We start from the raw sequence: 19,887 nt of genomic DNA on the forward strand, positions 1-19,887 counted from the left end.
GGCGTTGATCCTAGGGACATAGCTCAGGGCGCGGTGGACGGGGCGTGCAGCTGGGTGAGGTCGTCGAGGGTCCTGTAGTAGGCGATCTTGCCGCGGATGTGGTCGCGCTGCGCCTGCAGCTCGGTGATGCGGGTCTCGACCTCGCGGTCGTGCTCCTCGAGCAGGGCGATGCGCTCGGCCACGGTGTCGTCGTCGCGGGAGAGTTCGGCGTACTCCCGCATGCGCTGGATCGGCATGCCGGTGTCGCGCAGGCAGCGCAGGATCTCCAGCCAGCCGATGTCGTCGTCGCCGTACTGCCGCTGGCCGCCCGGAGTGCGGGCGACGCTGAGCAGGCCGATCCGCTCGTAGTAGCGCAGGGTGTCCAGGCTGAATCCAGTTTTCTCGGCCACCTGGCCCGGGGTGTAAGTCGCCATGGCGCATTCTCCCATCGGGGTTGACCTGGAGCGCGCGGGTCGACCTCTACTGGGCCCACATCGAGGACCGGACGGTGCCGCTCGACGAAACGGTCGAGGCGTTCGGCGAACTCGCGGCCAGTGGGCCGGCGGGTCGAGCAGGCCCGGGGGATCGCGGCGGCCAAGGGGCTGCCCGGCTGGACGGCGTTGCAGCTGCGCCACTCGTACGTACAGCCGCGGCCCGGCGCACCGCTGATCTCGCGGTCGCACCGGCTGGTCTTTCCGGAGACGCTCGATTACGTACGCGACGATCCGGCCCTCGACCTGTGGGCCTACAGCACGCTCTTGAGCGGTGGTTACGTGCGTGCCGACCGGCCGCTCGAGGAGGCGTACGACCATCCCGGGAACCGTCCGCCGGCTGGCCGTGCTGGGCGAGGTCGCCGCCGAGCTGGGGGTTACCCGTAACCAGGTTGTGCTGGCCTGGTTGCTCGGCGGCGACCCCGGGGTGTCGCCGGTCGTCGGAGCGACCACCGTCGAGCGGGTCGACGAGATGCTCGACGTGGTCAAGTTGGACGACGCGCTGCGGACGCGGCTCGACGCCGCGGCCTAGTCACTACACCTAGGCGCGTACGCCGGTCGGCTCTCCGACCGCGACCAGGTCGTCGGCCACCTGGTCGCGGCGGCGCCGCGGCAGGAGCAGGGAGGCGAGGACCGCGAGCGCAGCCACCGCCGCGCTCACCCCGAAGCCGGCGCTGAACGCGTGGTCGGTCGGGATGCCCTGCGCCGTCACCTGGCCGGTGAGGACGGCCGCGACGACCGCGCTGCCGACGCTGCCGCCGATCGACCGGACGATGGTGTTGACGCTCGTCGCCTCGCCGGTGTTGGCGGCCGGGACGCTTTCGATGATGGCGTTCGACATGGCGGCGAAGGCGAAGCCGAGGCCGGCGCCGGACAGGAAACCGGAGGCGAGCAGCTGCCAGGTGGTGTGGTGGGCGAAGGCGGGCAGCGCGAACGCGGCCGTCTCCAGGACGGCGCCGATGATCAGCGGCAGCTTGGGTCCGTAACGTCGCTCCAGCACGCCGGAGACCGGGCCGAAGACCATCATCATGATCGTGCTGGGCAGCAGGAACAGGCCGGCCGTGGAGACCGACTTGCCGAAGCCGTAACCGGTGGCCGCGGGCAGCTCGAGCAGGGTCGGGAGGAGCAGGAAGCTGCCGTACATCGCGAAGCCGAACGTGAGGCCGACCAGGTTGGTGGTCCAGACGCCGCGTCGCGCGATCAGGCGCATGTTGATCAGCGGGTCCTTGACCTTCAGCTCGGCCAGCACGAAGACAACCATGGTCACCACGCCGACCGCGATCAGGCCGAGCGTCTTGACGTCGGCCCAGCCCCAGTCGCGGCCCTTGGAGACCGCCAGCAGCAGCGCGGTGAGCGAGACCGACAGGATCGCGGTGCCGATCAGGTCGAGCCGGCCGGGGGTGCGCACCGGCGACTCGGGCACCCCGAAGATCACGCCGACCAGGGCGATCGCGATCAGAATCAGCGGGAACCAGAACAGCCACGGCCACGAGAAGTGGTCGACGATCGGGCCGGCCAGCACGATGCCGAGACCGCCACCCACGCCGAAGATCGCGGAGAGCAGGCCGACCGTGACGCCGACGCGCTCACGGGGCAGTTCGTCGCGGACGATGCCGATCGCCAGCGGGAAGATCGCGCCGGCCGCACCCTGCAGGACGCGGGCCACGATCAGCACGGGCAGGTTGGGCGAGAGCGCGGCGAGCAGGGTGCCCGCGGCGAGCACGATCAGGACCGCGAGCAGGACCTTGCGCTTGCCGACGATGTCGCCGAGACGGCCGAGGATCGGGGTGAGCACCGAGGCGGCCAGCAGGTAGGCGGTCAGCACCCAGGCGATGTTCTCGGTCGAGGCGTGCAGCTCGTGGCCGATCACCGGGAGCGCGGGCGCGACCAGGGACTGCAGGACGGCGAACGCGAGGCCGCCGAGGGAGAGGAAGAGCACGACCAGGCTCGTGTTCGCGTGCCGGCCGGTGCGTACCGGGTTCGTCATCGAAGTCCTTTTGTAAACGCGCGCTGACTTAGGCACTCTTGCGTGCACGCTGACCTAAGTCAACAGTCGTTTACCTCACACTCCTTCGTCGGTTACGCTTCCCGCGTGACAGTCAAGGGGCGGCCCCGGGATGCGGCAAAAACCCGGCAGACGTTGCTCGCGGCGGCTCGCCGCCGGTTCACCGAGGACGGGTACGCGGCGACGACCGTGCGCGACATCGCCGACGACGCCGGCGTCAACGTCGCTCTCATCAACCGCTACTTCTCGTCCAAGGAGGGCCTGTTCGAGGCCTGCCTCCAGGCGGCCGGCGACGACCTCCGGCGTACGGCCGGAGAGGTGCCGCTCGAAAGAGTGGCCGAAGTGATCGCCCAGCAGGTCACCGGCTCGCCCGGAGGCGCGTTGCCGAGCGAGTTGGTGCTCCTGCTGCGCTCGTCGGGCGACGAGAGGGCCGATCAGATCCGGGTCGGCGTGCTGCGCGCGTCGAGCGAACGGCTGGCCACGCTGGCCGGCTGGCACCCCGGCCACCCTTCGGCCGACGAGCTGCTGCTGAGGGCCCAGGTCGTGCTGGCCACCGCGGTGGGCATCTCGGTGTTGCGCTCGATGACCCGGCTCGATCCGCTGGCTGGTTCCACCGAGCAGGATCTCACCGGTCCGATGCGGGATGTGGTCCGCGCTCTGCTTTGATCGACTCATGTCGCCTCTGCGCAAGCTCGGCTTCCTCACGATCGGCCTGTTCGACCGGGACAACCCGGGGCCCGGCCATGAATCCACGCTCAGATCATCCAGCGGGGAGAGCAGCTCGGCTTCGACAGCGCCTGGCTACGCCACCGCCACCTGCAGTACGGCATCTCCTCGCCGGTCGCCGTCCTCGCGGCGGCGACCCAGCGCACTTCCCGGATCGCGCTCGGCACCGCGGTGACCCCGACCGGCTGGGAAAACCCGCTGCGCCTGGCGGAGGACCTGGCCACGGTCGACATCCTCTCCGGCGGCCGGCTCAACCCCGGCATCTCGGTCGGGCCACCGATGAACTGGGACCGGGTCGCTCCCGCTCTCTATCCCGACACCGCTTCCCACGAGGACTTCAGCTACGAACGCGTCACTCGTCTGCTTTCCTTCATCCGCGGCGAGAAGGCGACCGATTTCGCGGGCGCGGAGGGCGTCGTCGAGGTCTTCTCGGACCGGGTCGAACCGCATTCACCCGGCCTTTCCTCCCGCATGTGGTACGGCGGGGCCAGCCTCCGCTCGGCGCAATGGGCCGGCGAGAACGGCATGAACTTCCTGACCAGCAGCGTCATCCGGGCCGAGGAATCGGAGGATTTCGCGGAGATTCAGCGAGCGCAGATCCGGTTGTTCCGCTCGCTCAATCCGACCGGCCGGGTCTCACAGGGCCTGGTGGTCATTCCCACCGATTCGGCGTCGGCTTCCCAGAAAGCCAAATACCTGGCGTACGCCGAAAAGCGCACGCCCCGCACTCTGAGCCCCCAGGGCCCGGCCCGGATGATGTTCGCCCGCGACATCGTCGGCACGTCGGCCGAGATCGCCGAGACCTTGCAGGCGCACGCCGGCTTCCAGGAGGTGGACGAGGTCGCGTTCGCCCTGCCGTTCAGCTTCGAGCACGACGACTACGTCCAGATCCTCACCGACATGGCCACCCACCTGGGCCCGGCGCTGGGCTGGTCACCGGCCGGGTGATGGCCGATCAGGTAGCCGGCGCGGGGGCGGCCGCCGGGCTCCGGTGGCCGCTACGGTCGACGGCGCGGACGCCGAACTGGACGTTGTCCTTGGAGATGTCGACCGTGGCCGTCGTGACCTTGCCGACCCCGATGACGTGCTGCCAGTCCGCGGCGGTCGAGTCGCGCCAGACGATCTCGTAGCCGGCCAGGTCGGGTTCCGGGCCCAGCTGCCACGACAGGGTGCTCTTGTTGGTCAGCTGGGTCGTGTCGATGACCACGCCCTTCGGGGTGCCCGGGGCCTGGGCCAGCGACCACAACGTCGCCGCGTTGACCCGGGCGACGCGGGCGACGTAGGCGAAGTCGACGAACTCGATCAGGTCGCCGAACTGGACGCCGTTCTCGACGCGTACGTCCTGGTGCTCGTGGTCGAAGTTTTCCCGCGGCTCGGTGAAGCGGGCCGCCGGGTAGCCCCGCAGCAGGAACGAGATGTGGTCGCTGCCGCGCAGGTAGCGGTCGCGGCGCCAGATCACGTGGACGTCCATGTCGGTCTGCGGGTTGGTCGCGACCGAGGTGGCGAAGCGCCCAAGCTGGCGCGACGGGCCGTCGTTCTCGCCGCCCACGCTCTGCCGGATCGACGCCTGGGCCGGGGTCTCGGTGGTCGGCACGCCTTCGACGAACAGGCGCACCTCGTGCGGCCGGGCGGGGTGGCCGTCGTGCGCGTTGCCGGTGCCGACGATGTCGTTGGAGAACATCGCCTGCACGTCCGCGCCCGCGTTTTTGAAGACCTGCGCCATGTGGTCGGAGCCGTAGAGCCCCTGCTCCTCGGCCGCCACCGCGGCGAACACCAGCGTCGCCTCCGACTTGCGGGTCGCCATCACCCGGGCCAGCTCCATGATCACCGCCACGCCGGACGCGTCGTCGTCCGCGCCGGGGGCGTCGGCGGTCGCGTTCAGCACGTCGGTGACCCGGGAGTCGTAGTGGCCGGTCACCACGTAGATGCGGTCGGGGGTGACGCTGCCGCGCAGCGTGGCGATCACGTTGGTGATCGTGGTCGGCACCGGGATGCGATTGGAAACCGGCTGCACGAAGGCCTGCTTCTCGACGGTCATGCGGCCGCCCGAGGCCGCGGCGTACGTCTGAAGTTGCTGATAGATCCAGTCGCGCGCCGCCCCGATGCCGCGCACCGGATCATTCTGGACCGAGAGGGTGTGCCGGGTGCCGAAGGCGACGAGGCGCCGGATGGTCGCCTCGATCCGCCTGGGGTCGATCTCCCGGAGGATCTCGCGCAGCTCACGGTCGGGTGCCTGGCCGGCCCTGCGGCCATCGGCGGCCTGTGCCGCGCTTGCAGTGAGAGGTGCGGTCACGGCCGCTGCCGCTGCCGCTGCCGCTGAGGCCGCCAGAAACGTACGCCGGGAAGAAGCCATGCCCATCACTTAAGTCCACATCGCAGGACGTGTCCATGGGCATCGATGAATTAGGAATCGCTTACGGCGGTCTCCACACCGGTTTCGTGGCGGCCCAGGAAGATCGGGTCGCGGTGGGACACGACGTCGAGAACGGCCTTGACGTTGGCGCCGCGTTCGCGGATCACGTCGCGGCGCCAGGGCCCGGTGTAGATCTTCACCGAGGAGTCGCCGATGCCGGTCGCGTCGACACCCTCGGCACGGCAGAGGGCGATCGCGCGGTCGATGTGGAACGACTGGGTGACCACGATCGCCCGGTTCACGCCGAAGATCCGGTGGGCGCGGACGCACGAGTCGTAGGTGTCGAAGCCGGCGTAGTCGAGGACGATCTGCGAGGCCGGTACGCCGCGGGCGACCAGGTAGACCTCCATGTCGGCCGGCTCGTCGTACGACCAGTGGCGGTTGTCGCCGGAGAGCAGGATCGCCTTGACCTTGTGGGTCTCGAGCAGACGTTTGGCGATGTCGAGGCGGGCCGCCAGGAAGGCACTCGGCGACCCGTCGGCGTACACCTCGGCGCCGAGCACCAGCGCCACCGGCGCGTCCGGCACCGTCGCCTCGGAATAGACCCGGCCGTGCGCGGCCGTGCGCACCCAGATCTCGCCGCCGGCAATGGCGAGCAGGCCGAGCACGGCGGCGATGCCGCCGGCCACGACCGCCCGCCGCAGCCAGCGGCGAGGTCCGACACGGAAGAAGCGCTTCACGGGCGGAAGGGTGCCACGGCGGGTCAAGCGATCTTGAAGCCCGCCTTGATGAGCGAGCGCTCGCGGGAGCTGGGGCCGACCAGCAGCTCGAAGTCACCCGGTTCGACGACCCGGCGGTTGTCGGCGGTGACCAGGGAACACGAGGCCGCCGGCACCTCGATGGTCGCGACCACCGACTCGCCCGCCGGCACCTCGACCTGCCGGTACGCCTTCAGCTCCCGGTTGGCCCAGGTCACGCTGGTGACGAGGTCACTGACGTACGCCTGGACGGTCTCCAGCGCCGGGCGCGTGCCGGTGTTGGTGAGGCGTACGGTCGCTCGCACCACCCCGTCGGCCGCGACCTCTGGCGTTTCGACCGTGAGGTCGGAATATTCGATGGTCGTGTAATTGAGGCCCTCGCCGAAGACGAAGAGCGGCTCCTGGGTGAGATCGGCGTAGCGGTTGCCGTGCTGGCCCCGGAGCTGGTTGTAGTAGACCGGCTGCTGGCCGACGTGCCGCGCGACCGACAGCGGCAGGCGGCCGCTCGGCTCGATCAGGCCGAGCACCAGCTCGGCGATCGCCCGGCCGCCCCGCATGCCCGGGTTGAAGGCCTGGATGATCGCCGCCGCCCCGAGCGCCGACGGCGGCAGCACGGCCGGCTTGGAGTTGAGCAGCACCACGATCATCGGGGTCTTGGTGGCCGCGATGGCGTCGAGGAGGGCGATCTGGCCGCCTTGAAGCTCGAGCGTCGCGGTCGACTTGTGCTCGCCGACCAGGTTGACCGTGTCGCCGATGACCACGACCGCGTAGTCGGCGCGCAGCGCCTCGGCGCGGGCCAGCTCGATCAGGTGCTGGTCGACCGGCGCGGCCACCGAGATCGGCGGCCGCGGCTGCCCGTCGGGATAGGTCGCACCGGCCGGGTCCTGCACCAGGCGCTCGATGTCGGCGCCCCGGGCGTGCACGATGTCCCAGCCCTTCGGCGCGACCGCGCGGAAGCCGTCGAGCACCGTCTCGGTCATCTCGCGCGGGTGGCCGTCGGGCATCCAGTCGATCTGGCCGGAGTTGCCCGCCCAGTCGCCGAGGTTGGCCTGCACGTCGTCGGCGTTCGGGCCGAGCACCGCGACCCGGCGGAACCGGTCCGACGGCTCCAGCGGCAGCACGCCGGAGTTCTTGAGGAGCACCAGCGAGCGCCGGGCGAGCTCGAGGTTGAGTTCCTGGTGCTCGGCGATGCCGATGACCTCGCGCTGGCGCTCCGGGTCGGGCACGCGCGGGTTCTCGAACAGGCCCATCTCGAACTTCAGGCGCAGGATGCGCCGGACCGCGCCGTCGATCTCGGCCTCGGTGAGCAGGCCCCGCTCGACCGCCTCCTGGGCGCCCTCGAAGAACCCGGGGGTGGTCATGACCAGGTCGTTTCCGGCCTTCACGGCCACGGCGGCCGCCTCGGCGTAGTCGGCGCAGACCTTCTGCTCCCAGACCATGCGGCCGACGTTGTCCCAGTCGGTGACCAGGGTCCCGGTGAAACCCCACTCCTTTTTCAGTACGTCGTTGAGCAGCCATTTGTTGGCCGTGATCGGCACGCCGTCCATCGACTGGTAGCCCAGCATGAAGACCTCGCAGCCCTCGCGGGCCACCCGCTCGAACGGCGGCAGGAACCAGGACCGCAGCTTGCGCGGGCTGATGTCGGCCTCGCTGGCGTCGCGGCCGCCCTGGGTCTCCGAATAGCCGGCGAAGTGCTTCGCGGTGGCCAGGATCGCGGTCGGGTCGCTGAGCCCGTCGCCCTGGTAGCCGCGGACCATCGCCGAACCGAACTCGCCGATCAGGAACGGGTCTTCGCCGAACGTCTCGTCGACCCGGCCCCAGCGCAGGTCGCGGGTGATGCACAACACCGGCGAGAACGTCTGGTGGGTGCCGGTGGCCGCGACCTCGACGGCGGTGACCCGGGCCATCCGCTCGACCAGCGCCGGGTTCCAGGTCGCCGCCATCGCGAGCTGGCTGGGGAAGATCGTCGCCCCGGGCCAGAACGAGTGACCGTGAATGCAGTCCTCGGCCGTCAGCAGCGGGATCTGCAGGCGGGTCTTGGCGACCAGGTCGATCGCCTCGAGCATCTTCTCCGGCGAGGTGTGCAGGATGGAACCGGCCAGCTTCTCGCTGACGATCTCCTTCACGTCGCCGCGGGCGTCGAGCTGGAGCATCTGACCGACCTTCTCGGCCAAGGTCATCCGGCCCAGAAGGTCGTTGACTCGCTGGTCAGCGGGTAGGGCTGGGTCTCGATAAGGGGCGTCGAGGGACACGCGTGCCTCCGGGCGTCACGACCGCGGTGGCACGGTCATCCAAACACGAACGATCGCGAGTCTTCCAGCTCGGAACCGGTTCCGGCACCCCGGCGCGGTTCCGGAACTGTTCATTCAGTTATCTGGATCGCTCTCGTCGATGCTCGGAACCTCGAGGCCCGCTGCCTCGATGGCGTCGAGTCTTGCCTGCTCAGCCTCCTTCTCGCGCTCGACCAGGGTGGCGTATTCCACCAGGGCGGAGGGGTTGTCGGCATCCTCCAAATGGTCGAAGAAACGCTGAGTAGTACGGACGGCCTCGGCGTACGCCAGGGCAGCTTCACGGATCGCGATGATCGTCTTGTCGGCCATGCCGCAAGTCATATCACTCCCGGCGCCGCTCGTTCCGCCTTGTTCCGCCGCCCGTGAGTTGATACGGTCTTCTGCATAGTCATGCGGAGGTTGTTATGGGAGTCCGAGTCAGCGTTGCCGGGGCCAGTGGTTATGCCGGGGGAGAGCTGCTGCGCCTGCTCGCCGGGCATCCTTCGTTCGATCTCGTGGCCGCGACCGCGCACGCGCAGGCCGGCTCGCACGTCAGTGCCGTTCACCCCCAGCTGACCGGGCTCGACCTGACCCTGGGCGTCACCGACCCGGCCACTCTCGGCGAGGCCGACCTGGTGTTTCTCGCCCTGCCGCACGGGCAGTCGGCGGCCGTCGCGGCTCAGCTCCCGGCCGGCGTCAAGGTGGTCGATCTCGGTGCCGACTTCCGATTGCACGACTCCGCCCAGTGGGAGCGCTATTACGGCGGCCCACACGCCGGCACCTGGACCTATGGCCTGCCCGAGCTGCCCGGCCGGCGGGAGCAGATCAAGCAGTCCGACCGGGTGGCCAACACCGGTTGTTATGCGGCGACGATCACACTCGCGCTCGCACCACTGATCGCCGCCGGGCTCGCGTCGCCCGACGACGTGGTCGTGGTGGCCGGTTCCGGCACCTCGGGCGCGGGCCGGAGCGCCAAGGTCAACTTGCTCGGCAGCGAGGTGATGGGCGACCTCTCTCCCTACAAGGTGGGCGCGCACCAGCACGTCGCCGAGATCAAGGAAAACACCGGCGCGACGTCGCTCTCGATGACCCCGATGCTGATCCCGATGCCCCGGGGCATCCTCGCCACGGTGACGGCCCGATTCGCAAATGAACAGCTGGCGAGGCAGGGCGACCCGCGGGAGGTGCTCCAGCGGGCCTACGCCGACGAGCCGTTCGTGCACGTCCTGCCCGAGGGCCAGTGGCCGCACACCGCCGCGACCAGCGGCTCCAACTCCTGCCATCTGCAGGCCACGGTCGACGTCGACTCGGGCCGCATCGTGGTGCTCAGCGCTCTCGACAACCTCGGCAAGGGCGCGGCCGGCCAAGCCGTCCAGTGCGCCAACCTCATGTTCGGCCTGCCCGAAACGATGGGCCTGTCCGTGTTCGGAGTCGCCCCGTGAGCATTACCCATCCCAAGGGCTTCCGGGCCAGCGGTGTCGCCGCCGGTCTCAAGCCGTCCGGAAACCTCGACGTCGCCCTGGTCGTCAACGACGGCCCCGACTACACCGCGGCCGGCGTCTTCACCGGCAATCGCGTCAAGGCGGCCCCGGTGCTCTGGAGCCAGCAGGTCCTCAAGGGCGGCGTGGTCCGCGCCGTCGTGCTCAACTCGGGCGGCGCCAACGCGTGCACCGGCTCGCAGGGATTCCGCGACACTCACGCGACCGCCGAGCACACCGCGACCGTGCTTCGCGGGGGTGCCAAGCCCCAGCTGATCGGCCCCGGTGACGTCGCGGTCTGCTCGACCGGCCTGATCGGCGAGTTGCTCCCGATGGACAAGCTCCTGCCCGGCGTGACGTCGGCGGCCAAGGCGCTCGCGGGCGACGGCGGCGACCGGGCGGCCGAGGCGATCATGACGACCGACACCGTGGCGAAGACCGCGGTGGTCCAGCGCGACGGCTGGTCGGTCGGTGGCATCGCCAAGGGCGCGGGCATGCTCGCCCCGGCGCTGGCCACGATGCTGGTGGTGATCACCACCGACGCGTCGGCCGGCAACGAGATGCTCGACGAGGCCCTGCGGGCGGCGACCCGGGTCACCTTCGACCGCATCGACGCCGACGGCTGCATGTCGACGAACGACACCGTGCTGCTGCTGGCCAGCGGCGCCTCCGACGTGGCGCCCTCGGCCGACGAGCTGACTGCGGCGGTCACCGAGGTCTGCCACGACCTGGCCCAGCAGTTGATCGGCGACGCCGAAGGCGCGACCAAGCACATCGCGATCCGGGTCGAGGGCGCGGCGAGCGAGGCCGACGCGGTCGAGGTCGGCCGCACGGTCTGCCGCAACAACCTGGTCAAGACCGCGCTGTTCGGCAACGACCCCAACTGGGGCCGCATCCTGGCCGCGGTCGGCACCACCTCGGCGCGGTTCGAGCCCGACCGCATCGACGTGGCGGTCAACGGCGTCTGGGTCTGCAAGGGCGGGGCGGCGGCCGACGACCGGTCCAAGGTCGACCTGCGCGGGCGCGACGTGCAGATCACCATCAATCTGCGCGAGGGCGAGATGGACGCGACGATCTGGACGACCGACCTGTCCCACGCGTACGTCCACGAGAACTCGGCGTACTCGTCATGACCACCCCGCTCGAGAAGGCCGGAGTGCTGATCGAGGCGCTGCCCTGGCTGGAACGTTTCCACGGCACCACCGTGGTGATCAAGTACGGCGGCAACGCCATGATCAACCCGGAGCTGCAGCAGGCGTTCGCGGCCGACATGGTGTTCCTGCGCTACGCCGGCATCAAGCCGGTCGTGGTGCACGGCGGCGGCCCGCAGATCAGCCGCATGCTCGACCGGCTCGGCATCGTCAGCGAGTTCCGCGGGGGCCTGCGGGTCACCACGCCCGAGGCGATGGACGTGGTCCGCATGGTTCTCACCGGGCAGGTCGGCCGCGAGCTGGTCGGCCTGATCAACCAGCACGGCCCGTTCGCGGTGGGTCTCTCGGGCGAAGACGCGCGGCTGTTCACCGCGGTGCGCCGTCAGGCCACGGTGGACGGCGAGCTCGTCGACATCGGGCAGGTCGGCGACGTGGCCCAGGTCGACACCTCGGCCGTCGACGACCTGATCGCGGCCGGGCGCATCCCGGTCATCGCCACCGTGGCGCCCGACGCCGCGGGCGTCCTGCACAACGTCAACGCCGACACCGCCGCCGCGGCCCTCGCGGAGGCGCTCGGCGCCCGCAAACTGGTCGTGCTCACCGACGTGCCCGGCCTGTACACCAACTGGCCGGACACATCGTCGCTCACCACGTCGATCGACGCCGACGCGTTGGAAAAACTGCTGCCCGGCCTGGAGGCCGGCATGGTCCCCAAGATGGAGGCCTGCCTGCGCGCGGTGCGCGGCGGAGTGCCCGCCGCGCACGTGGTCGACGGCCGGGTGCCCCACTCGACACTGCTCGAAGTCTTCACCTCAGAGGGAGTCGGAACGATGGTGGTCCCCACATCCCGTCCAACCACCCCCGCCCGCCGCCCCTTGAACGGAATAACGGCATGACATCTCTCATTGAACGCTGGTCCCAGACGGGCATGAACAACTACGGGGCTCCTCAGCTGGCCTTCGTCAAGGGCGAGGGCGCGGTGCTGACCGCGGAGGACGGCAAGCAGTACGTCGACTTCCTCGGCGGGATCGCGGTCAACGCGCTCGGACACGCCCACCCGGCCGTCGTCGAGGCGGTGACCCAGCAGATCAAGTCGCTCGGTCACGTCTCCAACTTCTACGTCGCCGAGCCCGCGGTCGCGCTGGCCGAGTTGCTGCTCGCGCTGGCCGGCCGCAACGGGCGGGTCATCTTCGGCAACTCGGGCGCCGAGGCCAACGAGGCCGCATTCAAGCTGTCCCGGCTCACCGGCCGCACCCACGTGGTGGCGACCCACGGCGCGTTCCACGGCCGCACCATGGGCGCGCTGGCGCTGACCGGGCAGCCGTCCAAGGCCGACCCGTTCCGCCCGCTGCCCGGCGACGTCGAGCACATCCCGTTCGGCGACCTCGAAGCCCTCGGCGCCGCGGTGAGCGACCGCACGGCGATGGTCATCCTGGAGCCGATCCAGGGAGAAAGCGGTGTGGTCGTCCCGCCCGCGGGCTACCTGGCCGGCGCCCGCGAGATCTGCACCCGCAACGGTGCCCTGCTGGTGCTCGACGAGGTGCAGACCGGCGTCGGGCGCACCGGGCACTGGTTCCACCACCAGAGCGAGGGCGTCGAGCCCGACGTGATCACGCTGGCCAAGGGTCTCGGCGGCGGCCTGCCGATCGGGGCCTGCATCGCCTTCGGGCCGGCCGCCGAGCTGTTCACGCCCGGCACGCACGGCACCACGTTCGGCGGCAACCCGGTCGCCTGCGCCGCCGGCCTCGCGGTGATCCGCACGATCGCCGGCGAGGGCCTGCTCGACCACGTCAAGCGCGTCGGCGAGCAGCTGCGCCGGGGCATCGAAGGCCTGCAGCACCCGCTGGTCAACGGCGTGCGCGGAGCGGGCCTGCTGCTCGGCATCACGCTCAACCAGCCCGAGGCGCCCCGCCTCGCGGCGGCCCTGAAAGAAGCCGGATTCCTGGTCAATGCCGCCCAGCCGGACGTCATCCGGCTTGCCCCGCCGCTGATCGTCAGCGCCGAGCAGGCCGACGCCCTCATCAGTGCATTGGACGGTACCCGGTGACCACCCGCCACTTCTTGCGCGACGACGACCTCAACCCCCAGGAGCAGTCGGCGGTCCTCGACCTTGCGGCCGCGATGAAGGCCGACCGCTTCGCGTACCGCCCGCTCGCCGGGCCGCGCTCGGTGGCGGTCTTCTTCGACAAGGTCAGTCTGCGCACCCGGCTCTCGTTCGAGGCCGGCATCGCCGAGCTGGGCGGCCAGCCGATCATTGTGGACACCCAGGCCACCCACTTCGGCCGGGGCGAGTCGCTCGCGGACGCCGGCCGGGTCGTCTCGCGCTACGTCGCCGCCATGGTCTTCCGCACCACCGGCGACGAGCGCCTGACCGATCTGGCCTCGGGCGTCAAGGTGCCGGTGATCAACGCGCTGACCGACGGCTACCACCCCTGCCAGCTGCTGGCCGACCTGCTGACCATCCGCGAGCGGCTGGGCGGCACCAAGGGGCGCAAACTGGCGTACGTGGGCGACGCGGCCAACAACATGGCGCACTCCTACCTGCTGGCCGGTGCGACCGCGGGCATGCACGTGCGGGTCTCCGGGCCGTCCGGGTTCGACCCGGCCGCCGCGGTGGTCTCGCGGGCGGCCGAGATCGCGGCCTGGACCGGCGGCTCGGTCGAGGTGCTGCGCGACCCGCTCGAGGCGGTCGACGGGGTCGACGTGCTGGCCACCGACACCTGGACGTCGATGGGCCAGGAGGACGACGGCCGCGACCGGCTGACCCCGTTCCGGGCCTACCAGGTCAACGGCAAGCTGCTCGCCGGGGCCGCCGCCGACGCGATCGTGCTGCACTGCCTGCCCGCCCACCGCGGCGAGGAGATCACCGACGACGTCATCGACGGCCCGCACAGCGCCGTCTTCGACCAGGCGGAAAACCGTCTGCACGCGCAGAAGGCGCTGCTGGCCTGGCTCCTGTCGCTCAACGAGGACGGCTTGGCATGACCGCGCCGGTGACCCGCGCCGGGCGGCACGCCCGGATCGTCGAGCTGCTCCGCGAGCAGGTGGTGCGCTCGCAGACCGAGCTCGCCGAACTCCTGTCCGACTCCGGCGTGCAGGTCACCCAGGCGACGCTTTCCCGTGACCTCGAGGAGCTGGGCGCGGTCAAGATGCACGGCGGCTACCTGATCCCGGAGGACGGCAACCGCCCGCTTCGCGAGACCACCGGCACTGGGCCGGCACGGCTGCTGCGGCTGTTGCGCGAGCTGCTGACCGGGGTCGACTCGAGCGGCAACATCGCGGTGCTGCGCACCCCGCCCGGCGCGGCGCAGTTCCTGGCCAGCGCGCTCGACCGGTCCGGCCTCACCGACGTCGTCGGCACCATCGCCGGCGACGACACCATCCTCGTCGTGGCTCGCGACGAGGGGCCCGGCTCGGGCGCCGCGCTCGCCGCCAAGCTGGGCAGCTGGAGCCGATCCGACCTCGACAACGTCCCGGAGAGTGTGCAGTGACCGATAAACCGCTGGTGGAGGCGCCCCTCGTCGAACAACACTGGCCGGATTTCGCCGACCATGTGCAGGGTCTCGTGGGGCAGGAGGTCGAGTTCTTCCTGGCCTCCAACGAGACGCTGCGCGAGCACCTCAACGAGACGCCGTACGGGCACAAGCTCACCTGGCTCGACTTCACCGAGACCAGCGACCGGAAGTGGTCGAAGAAGGAATTCCTCAACCTCTTCAACGTGATCAACGGCATCGCGTTCGGCGACCGGGGCATCCCGATGCCGCAGTGGGTGATGGTCGACCTGATCCTGATGCCGTCGGCCGCGGTCATCGCCGGGCTGCCGCAGCAGGCCTTCGCGGCCATGGTCGAGCGGTCCACGTTCCGCTTCGACACCGACGTGAAGGAGCACCTGCGCGCGGTGCAGGAACGGATGCGTCAGTCCGGCTACACCGGGCCGGTCCCGGTCGGCGGCTACTGCGCCGCGCCGAGTGCCGCCCCCGGCACCTGGGTCGGCTGGTCGCTGTGGTCGCTGATGCCCGCGGTCGGGCTCGGCCAGGCGGCCAAGGCGCTCGCCCTCTCCGCCTACCAGGCCCGCAAGCTCGACGGCGTGACGCAGTACGACAACAGCGCCCTCAAGGTGCACACCCGCTTCGGCGCGTTGAAGATCCTGGTCGCGACCGTTCCGTTCCACACCTCGCCCGGCTCGTTCGTCTACGAGAGCGACTTCACGGCCGAGATCGGCTCGCACGGCGCGGCCGAGCCGACCTTCCTGCTCGACCCGTTCGACTACGAGCGGCAATCCGCGATGCAGAAGGCGATCGAGGCCGGCCGCAGCGACTTCTACCTGCTGCCGCCGGGCCACGTGCCGCAGAACGGCCGGCCGTTCGTTCCCATTCTTGAGATTCCGACTAACTAGGGACATCCCACGATGAGCAAGCGCAAGATCGTCGTCGCATTCTCCGGCGGCCTGGACACCTCGTACGCCGTGGTCTCGTTTCGCGAGCAGGGCTGGGAGGTGATCACCGCGAACATCGACACCGGTGGTCTGCACAGCGGTGAGGGCGAGTCGGTGAAGGCGCGGGCCGAGGAACTCGGTGCGGTGAAGCACGTCATCGTGGACGCCCGCGAGGAGCTCTACGCGCGGGTCATCACCTACGGGGTCAAGTCCAACTACCTGCGCAACGGCGGCTATCCCTCGTGCGTGGGCGCCGAGCGCATGATCCAGGCGGAAAAGGTCGTGCAGGTCGCGCTGGAGAACGGTGCCGACGCGGTCGCGCACGGTTCGACCGGTGCCGGCGCCGACCACGTACGCTACGACGCCGTCATCCGCGCGCTCGCGCCCCAGCTCGAGATCGTCACGCCGATCCGCGACGAGCGGCTCACCCGCGAGCAGGAGACCGAATACCTGACCTCGCGCGGCTACGCGGTGAGCGCCAAGACCACGACGTACTCGATCAACGAGGGACTGATCGGCACCACGATCGGCGGCGGCGAGACGTACGGCAGCTGGGACTACCTGCCCGAGAGCGCCTGGACCTACACCAGGTCGATCGACGACGCCCCGGCCACCGGCGTCGAACTGATCCTCGGCTTCGAGAAGGGCGAGGTCGTCTCGGCGACCACGACCGACGGCGCCCCGATCGAGGGCACCGGACCGGGCACTCCCAACTACGCGATCCTCAAAGCGCTCAACGCCCTGGGCGGCGAGCACGGCGTCGGCCGCGGCATCCACATGGGTTCGACCATGGTCGGCAACCTGGCCCGGGTCGGCTTCGAGGCGCCCGGCATGCTGATCCTGATCGCGGCCCACCGCGAGCTGGAGCGACTGGTGCTGAGCAACCGGCAGCAGGCCACCAAGGCCAGCCTCGGCACGACGTACGGCGACCTGCTCCACGAGGCGGTCTACTACGACCCGATCCTCGACGACTTCCGGGCGTTCCTCGACTCGAGTCAGACCCGCGTCACCGGCGAGGTGCGGGTGCGGCTGCACAAGGGCAGCATCGTGCTCCTCGGCAGCCGCAGCCCGTACAGCCTGCTCGACGCCGCCGCCCGCCAGGGCGTTGTCTACGGCTACGGCTCGTCGCTCTGGACCGGCGAGGAGGCCCGCGCCTTCGCCCACATGTACGCCATGCCGGGCGCGATCGCGCAGATCGCCGGCCGCGGAGACGAAAAGCCAGTCGACTGAACGCCCGCAGCACCACCCCCGCCGGCCGCAACCGTCCACGCGCGGCCGTGAGGCCCGGCACCCACCGTGCCGCCGATCGATTGCGGTTGGTCCGGCCCGGCGTCCGCTGGTCCAGGGGTGAGCTCAGCCAGGTCCGGCTAACCCACCCGCGCGCGGACGCGGCCTTCGCCCCACGTGGGGCCGACCTGGGTTGGGTCGGGCTGGCTCGCCTTGGGTTCGCCCGCGCTGGCCTGGCTCGCGTGTGGTCGGCCCGGATTGGGGCGGCCCCCGCCGGGTTGGCGCGGACTTGGGTGGCAGGCGCTGGACCGGTGCGGGCTGGGGCGGCACCCGCCGGACTGGTGGGTGTGGGTGGTGGGCGGGGTCGGGGTCAGCTGAGCCAGCGGGTGAGGATGTGCATGGCGCTTTCGATGTCGGCGGCGGGGCAGCGCTCGTCGTCCTTGTGGGCGAGGAGGGGGTCGCCGGGGCCGAAGTTGACCGCGGGAACGCCCAGGGACGAGAAGCGGGACACGTCGGTCCAGCCCAGCTTCGCGGTCGGTGGCCGGCCGACCAGCTCGACGAACTCGCGGGCCGCCGGGTGGTCGAGGCCGGGCCGGGCGCCGGGTGCCGAGTCGACGACCTCGATCTCGTGGCCGGCGAACAGTTCGCGCAGGTGGGCCTCGGCGGCGGCAGGGTCGCGGTCGGGGGCGTAGCGGTGGTTGATGTAGATCGTGCACTCGTCGGGGATCACGTTGCCGGCGATGCCGCCCTCGATCTTCACCGCGTTGAGGCCCTCGTGATATTGCAGTCCGTCGACCACCGGCTGCCTCGGTTCGTAGGCGCGCAGCACGTCGAGCACCGCTCCCGCCGAGTGGATGGCGTTGCTGCCCATCCAGGAGCGGGCCGGGTGGGCCGCCACGCCCGCAACGGTGATCTTGATGCGCATCGTGCCCTGGCAGCCGCCCTCGACGATCGCGTTCGACGGCTCGCCGAGGATCGCGAAGTCGCCGGTCAGCCATTCGGGGTGCTCGCGCACGAGGCGGCCGAGCCCGTTCAGCCGGGCCGCGACCTCCTCGTGGTCGTAGAAGACGTAGGTCACGTCATACTTCGGGGCCGTGAGTGCCGCCGCCAGCTTGAGGAAGACGGCGTCACCGGCCTTCATGTCGACCGTGCCGCGCCCGTGGACGACGCCGTCCTCGAGCCGGGTCGGCAGGTTGGCGGCGATCGGCACGGTGTCGAGATGACCGGCCAGAATCACCCGCGACGGGCGGCCCAGTGACGTGCGTGCCACGATCGCGTCGCCGTCGCGCAACACCTCGAGGTGGGGCAGCGCCCGCAGGGCCAGCTCCACCGCGTCGGCGATCTCCTTCTCCTCCCCGCTGACGGACGGGATGTCGCAGAGGGCCTGAGTGAGGGAGACGACGTCGGCGGTCAGGTCGATCGCGGTAGTGCTAGTCATTTCAGCGACTTTAGTAGGGTCTAACCGAAGGTAAGGAGATGCAGTGGGCGAGAGCGAGGAACCGACCCGGCTCTGGGGTGGTCGGTTCGCCGGCGGTCCGGCCGAGGCGCTGGCGCGTCTGAGCGTGAGCGTGCAGTTCGACTGGCGGCTGGCGCCCTATGACCTGCTCGCCTCGCGCGCGCACGCCCGGGTGCTGGCCGGGGCGGGGCTGCTCGATCCGGACGAGCTCGGCCAGATCCTCGCCGCGCTGGACGATCTCGAGTCGGCCTGCGCGACCGGCGAGTTCCGGCCGACGGTCGAGGACGAGGACGTGCACACCGCGCTCGAGCGCGGCCTGCTCGAGCGCCTCGGGGCGCTCGGCGGCAAGCTGCGGGCCGGCCGGTCCCGTAACGACCAGGTCGCGACCGACCTGCGGCTCTATCTGCGCGACCACGCCCGCGGGGTGGCGGTCGCCCTGGTCGAGCTGGCCGATGCGCTCACCGAGCAGGCGGCCCGCAACGTCGACACCGCGGCGCCCGGCCTGACCCATGTGCAGCACGCCCAGCCGGTCAGCTTCGGGCACTGGCTGCTGGCCCACGTACAGCCGCTGCTGCGTGACCTTGATCGGTTGTCGGACTGGGACGCGCGTACGGCAATCTCGCCGCTGGGAAGCGGCGCCCTTGCCGGATCGTCGTTGCCGCTCGACCCGGCCGCCGTGGCGAAGGAGCTGGGTTTCACCGCGCCCGCGCCCAACTCGATGGATGCCGTCGCCGACCGCGACTTCGTCGCCGAGTTCCTGTTCATCACCGCGCTGATCGGCGTGCACCTGTCCCGCCTCGGCGAAGAGGTGGTGCTCTGGACGTCGACCGAGTTCGGCTGGGTCGAGCTCGACGACGCGTTCGCCACCGGGTCGTCGATCATGCCGCAGAAGAAGAACGCCGACATCGCCGAGCTGGCCCGGGGCAAGAGCGGCCGCCTGATCGGCAGCCTGGTCGCGGTGCTGACCATGCTCAAGGGCCTGCCGTTGACCTACGACCGGGACATGCAGGAGGACAAGGAGCCGGCGTTCGACGCGATCGAAACTCTGGAACTTCTGCTGCCCGCTCTCGCGGGCATGATCTCGACGATGACCGTACGCGTCGACCGGCTCGCCGCGGCCGCCCCGGTCGGTTTCTCGCTCGCCACCGAGGTCGCCGACTGGCTGGTCCGGCGCGGCGTCCCGTTCCGCGACGCGCACGAGATCACCGGGCGTCTGGTCGCGCTCTGCTCGGCCCGCGAGTGCGAACTGGAAGACCTGACCGACGACGACCTCAAGACGGTCAGCGAGCACCTCGACCCGTCGGTGCGCGAGGTGCTGTCGGTCGATTCGGCGCTGGCCGCCCGCACCACCCCGGGCTCGACGGGCCCCGGCCCGGTGGCGGAGCAGTTGGCGTTCGTGCAGCACAAGCTCGACAACTGGCGACAGTGGGCGGTCACCAAGGTCGTCCCCCGCTGAGCGGGTCACGCAAAGGCAACGATTGAATCGGGCCACAAGGCGCTCATGCTCGTGGCCCGATTCGGCGTTTCGGGGGTTTGATCTCGTCCACAGTGGAGGGAT

The 19,887-nt window shown here is 70.4% G+C and carries 19 protein-coding genes; 12 read left to right on the forward strand and 7 right to left on the reverse strand.

The genetic code is table 11. The annotated features are described in order from the left end of the window. Positions 1-23 precede the first annotated feature (23 nt). Positions 24-413, reverse strand: coding sequence for a MerR family transcriptional regulator (locus ACIA5C_RS25180; protein ID WP_396058601.1), 390 nt, complete (start codon positions 411-413; stop codon positions 24-26). A 343-nt stretch (positions 414-756) separates the two neighbouring features. Between ACIA5C_RS25180 and ACIA5C_RS25185 the strand changes: the two genes are divergently transcribed. Beyond that, the gene (locus ACIA5C_RS25185) at positions 757-1,002 is read left to right on the forward strand and encodes an aldo/keto reductase (protein WP_396058603.1); all 246 of its coding nucleotides are present in this window, start codon (positions 757-759) and stop codon (positions 1,000-1,002) included. A 9-nt stretch (positions 1,003-1,011) separates the two neighbouring features. Here ACIA5C_RS25185 and ACIA5C_RS25190 read toward each other — a convergent pair whose 3' ends face one another. Next, positions 1,012-2,457 (reverse strand): MFS transporter, encoded by a 1,446-nt coding sequence (locus tag ACIA5C_RS25190; RefSeq protein ID WP_396058605.1) that lies wholly within the window; start codon positions 2,455-2,457, stop codon positions 1,012-1,014. A gap of 105 nt (positions 2,458-2,562) precedes the next feature. Here ACIA5C_RS25190 and ACIA5C_RS25195 point away from each other — a divergent pair, with 105 nt between their 5' ends. Then, positions 2,563-3,141, forward strand: coding sequence for a TetR family transcriptional regulator (locus tag ACIA5C_RS25195; RefSeq protein WP_396058607.1), 579 nt, complete (start codon positions 2,563-2,565; stop codon positions 3,139-3,141). A gap of 150 nt (positions 3,142-3,291) precedes the next feature. Next, complete coding sequence (locus ACIA5C_RS25200; protein ID WP_396058800.1) at positions 3,292-4,149, forward strand: LLM class flavin-dependent oxidoreductase; 858 nt, start codon at positions 3,292-3,294, stop codon at positions 4,147-4,149. A 7-nt stretch (positions 4,150-4,156) separates the two neighbouring features. Here ACIA5C_RS25200 and ACIA5C_RS25205 read toward each other — a convergent pair whose 3' ends face one another. The 4 genes from ACIA5C_RS25205 to ACIA5C_RS25220 all read right to left on the reverse strand — a co-directional run bounded on the left by ACIA5C_RS25205 (position 4,157) and on the right by ACIA5C_RS25220 (position 8,912). Next, positions 4,157-5,560, reverse strand: coding sequence for a M20/M25/M40 family metallo-hydrolase (locus ACIA5C_RS25205; RefSeq protein ID WP_396058609.1), 1,404 nt, complete (start codon positions 5,558-5,560; stop codon positions 4,157-4,159). Between the two features lie 44 nt (positions 5,561-5,604). After that, the gene (locus tag ACIA5C_RS25210; protein ID WP_396058611.1) at positions 5,605-6,294 is read right to left on the reverse strand and encodes a vancomycin high temperature exclusion protein; all 690 of its coding nucleotides are present in this window, start codon (positions 6,292-6,294) and stop codon (positions 5,605-5,607) included. Positions 6,295-6,317: 23 nt separating this feature from the next. Then, entirely contained in the window at positions 6,318-8,492 is a 2,175-nt protein-coding gene (locus tag ACIA5C_RS25215) for a glycoside hydrolase family 3 N-terminal domain-containing protein (RefSeq protein ID WP_396058613.1), read from the reverse strand. Between the two features lie 186 nt (positions 8,493-8,678). Next, on the reverse strand, positions 8,679-8,912 hold the full coding sequence (locus tag ACIA5C_RS25220; RefSeq protein WP_396058615.1) for a hypothetical protein: 234 nt from the start codon (positions 8,910-8,912) through the stop codon (positions 8,679-8,681). Between the two features lie 95 nt (positions 8,913-9,007). Between ACIA5C_RS25220 and argC the strand changes: the two genes are divergently transcribed. From argC to argG, 8 genes are read left to right on the forward strand one after another with little or no spacing between them, the layout of a single operon-like run. Next, complete coding sequence (gene argC, locus ACIA5C_RS25225; RefSeq protein ID WP_396058617.1) at positions 9,008-10,024, forward strand: N-acetyl-gamma-glutamyl-phosphate reductase; 1,017 nt, start codon at positions 9,008-9,010, stop codon at positions 10,022-10,024. Next, positions 10,021-11,193, forward strand: a complete 1,173-nt coding sequence (gene argJ, locus ACIA5C_RS25230; protein WP_396058619.1) for a bifunctional glutamate N-acetyltransferase/amino-acid acetyltransferase ArgJ — start codon at positions 10,021-10,023, stop codon at positions 11,191-11,193. The genes argC and argJ overlap by 4 nt, the downstream gene beginning before the upstream one ends. After that, positions 11,190-12,107, forward strand: coding sequence for an acetylglutamate kinase (gene argB / locus ACIA5C_RS25235; protein ID WP_396058621.1), 918 nt, complete (start codon positions 11,190-11,192; stop codon positions 12,105-12,107). The genes argJ and argB overlap by 4 nt, the downstream gene beginning before the upstream one ends. Next, positions 12,104-13,258, forward strand: coding sequence for an acetylornithine transaminase (locus tag ACIA5C_RS25240; protein WP_396058623.1), 1,155 nt, complete (start codon positions 12,104-12,106; stop codon positions 13,256-13,258). Before argB ends, ACIA5C_RS25240 begins: the two co-directional genes overlap by 4 nt. Next, positions 13,255-14,196 (forward strand): ornithine carbamoyltransferase, encoded by a 942-nt coding sequence (argF, locus tag ACIA5C_RS25245; protein WP_396058625.1) that lies wholly within the window; start codon positions 13,255-13,257, stop codon positions 14,194-14,196. The genes ACIA5C_RS25240 and argF overlap by 4 nt, the downstream gene beginning before the upstream one ends. After that, a complete protein-coding gene (locus ACIA5C_RS25250) occupies positions 14,193-14,702 on the forward strand; it encodes an arginine repressor (RefSeq protein ID WP_396058627.1) in 510 nt (169 codons plus the stop codon). Before argF ends, ACIA5C_RS25250 begins: the two co-directional genes overlap by 4 nt. After that, positions 14,699-15,607, forward strand: a complete 909-nt coding sequence (locus tag ACIA5C_RS25255) for a hypothetical protein (RefSeq protein WP_396058629.1) — start codon at positions 14,699-14,701, stop codon at positions 15,605-15,607. Before ACIA5C_RS25250 ends, ACIA5C_RS25255 begins: the two co-directional genes overlap by 4 nt. 12 nt (positions 15,608-15,619) lie before the next feature. Beyond that, positions 15,620-16,876, forward strand: coding sequence for an argininosuccinate synthase (argG, locus tag ACIA5C_RS25260; protein ID WP_396058631.1), 1,257 nt, complete (start codon positions 15,620-15,622; stop codon positions 16,874-16,876). Positions 16,877-17,243: 367 nt separating this feature from the next. On the opposite strand, the gene dapE is transcribed toward argG, so the two are convergent. After that, positions 17,244-18,311 carry a succinyl-diaminopimelate desuccinylase gene (dapE, locus tag ACIA5C_RS25265; RefSeq protein WP_396058633.1) on the reverse strand — a complete coding sequence of 356 codons (1,068 nt, stop codon included), beginning with the start codon at positions 18,309-18,311 and terminating at the stop codon, positions 17,244-17,246. 43 nt (positions 18,312-18,354) lie between these two features. Between dapE and argH the strand changes: the two genes are divergently transcribed. Continuing rightward, positions 18,355-19,785, forward strand: coding sequence for an argininosuccinate lyase (gene argH, locus ACIA5C_RS25270; RefSeq protein ID WP_396058635.1), 1,431 nt, complete (start codon positions 18,355-18,357; stop codon positions 19,783-19,785). The last annotated feature ends 102 nt before the right edge of the window (positions 19,786-19,887 follow it).

Source organism: Actinoplanes sp. NPDC051343 (assembly GCF_044455125.1).
Classification (GTDB): Bacteria; Actinomycetota; Actinomycetes; order Mycobacteriales; family Micromonosporaceae; genus Actinoplanes.

Coding starts and splice junctions, on each gene's coding strand:
- ACIA5C_RS25180 (WP_396058601.1), bottom strand. CDS start 413: ATGGCGACTTACACCCCGGGCCAGGTGGCCGAGAAAACTGGATTCAGC.
- ACIA5C_RS25190 (WP_396058605.1), bottom strand. CDS start 2,457: ATGACGAACCCGGTACGCACCGGCCGGCACGCGAACACGAGCCTGGTC.
- ACIA5C_RS25205 (WP_396058609.1), bottom strand. CDS start 5,560: ATGGGCATGGCTTCTTCCCGGCGTACGTTTCTGGCGGCCTCAGCGGCA.
- ACIA5C_RS25215 (WP_396058613.1), bottom strand. CDS start 8,492: ATGACCTTGGCCGAGAAGGTCGGTCAGATGCTCCAGCTCGACGCCCGC.
- ACIA5C_RS25220 (WP_396058615.1), bottom strand. CDS start 8,912: ATGGCCGACAAGACGATCATCGCGATCCGTGAAGCTGCCCTGGCGTAC.
- argC (WP_396058617.1), top strand. CDS start 9,008: ATGGGAGTCCGAGTCAGCGTTGCCGGGGCCAGTGGTTATGCCGGGGGA.
- argB (WP_396058621.1), top strand. CDS start 11,190: ATGACCACCCCGCTCGAGAAGGCCGGAGTGCTGATCGAGGCGCTGCCC.
- ACIA5C_RS25240 (WP_396058623.1), top strand. CDS start 12,104: ATGACATCTCTCATTGAACGCTGGTCCCAGACGGGCATGAACAACTAC.
- ACIA5C_RS25250 (WP_396058627.1), top strand. CDS start 14,193: ATGACCGCGCCGGTGACCCGCGCCGGGCGGCACGCCCGGATCGTCGAG.
- argG (WP_396058631.1), top strand. CDS start 15,620: ATGAGCAAGCGCAAGATCGTCGTCGCATTCTCCGGCGGCCTGGACACC.
- dapE (WP_396058633.1), bottom strand. CDS start 18,311: ATGACTAGCACTACCGCGATCGACCTGACCGCCGACGTCGTCTCCCTC.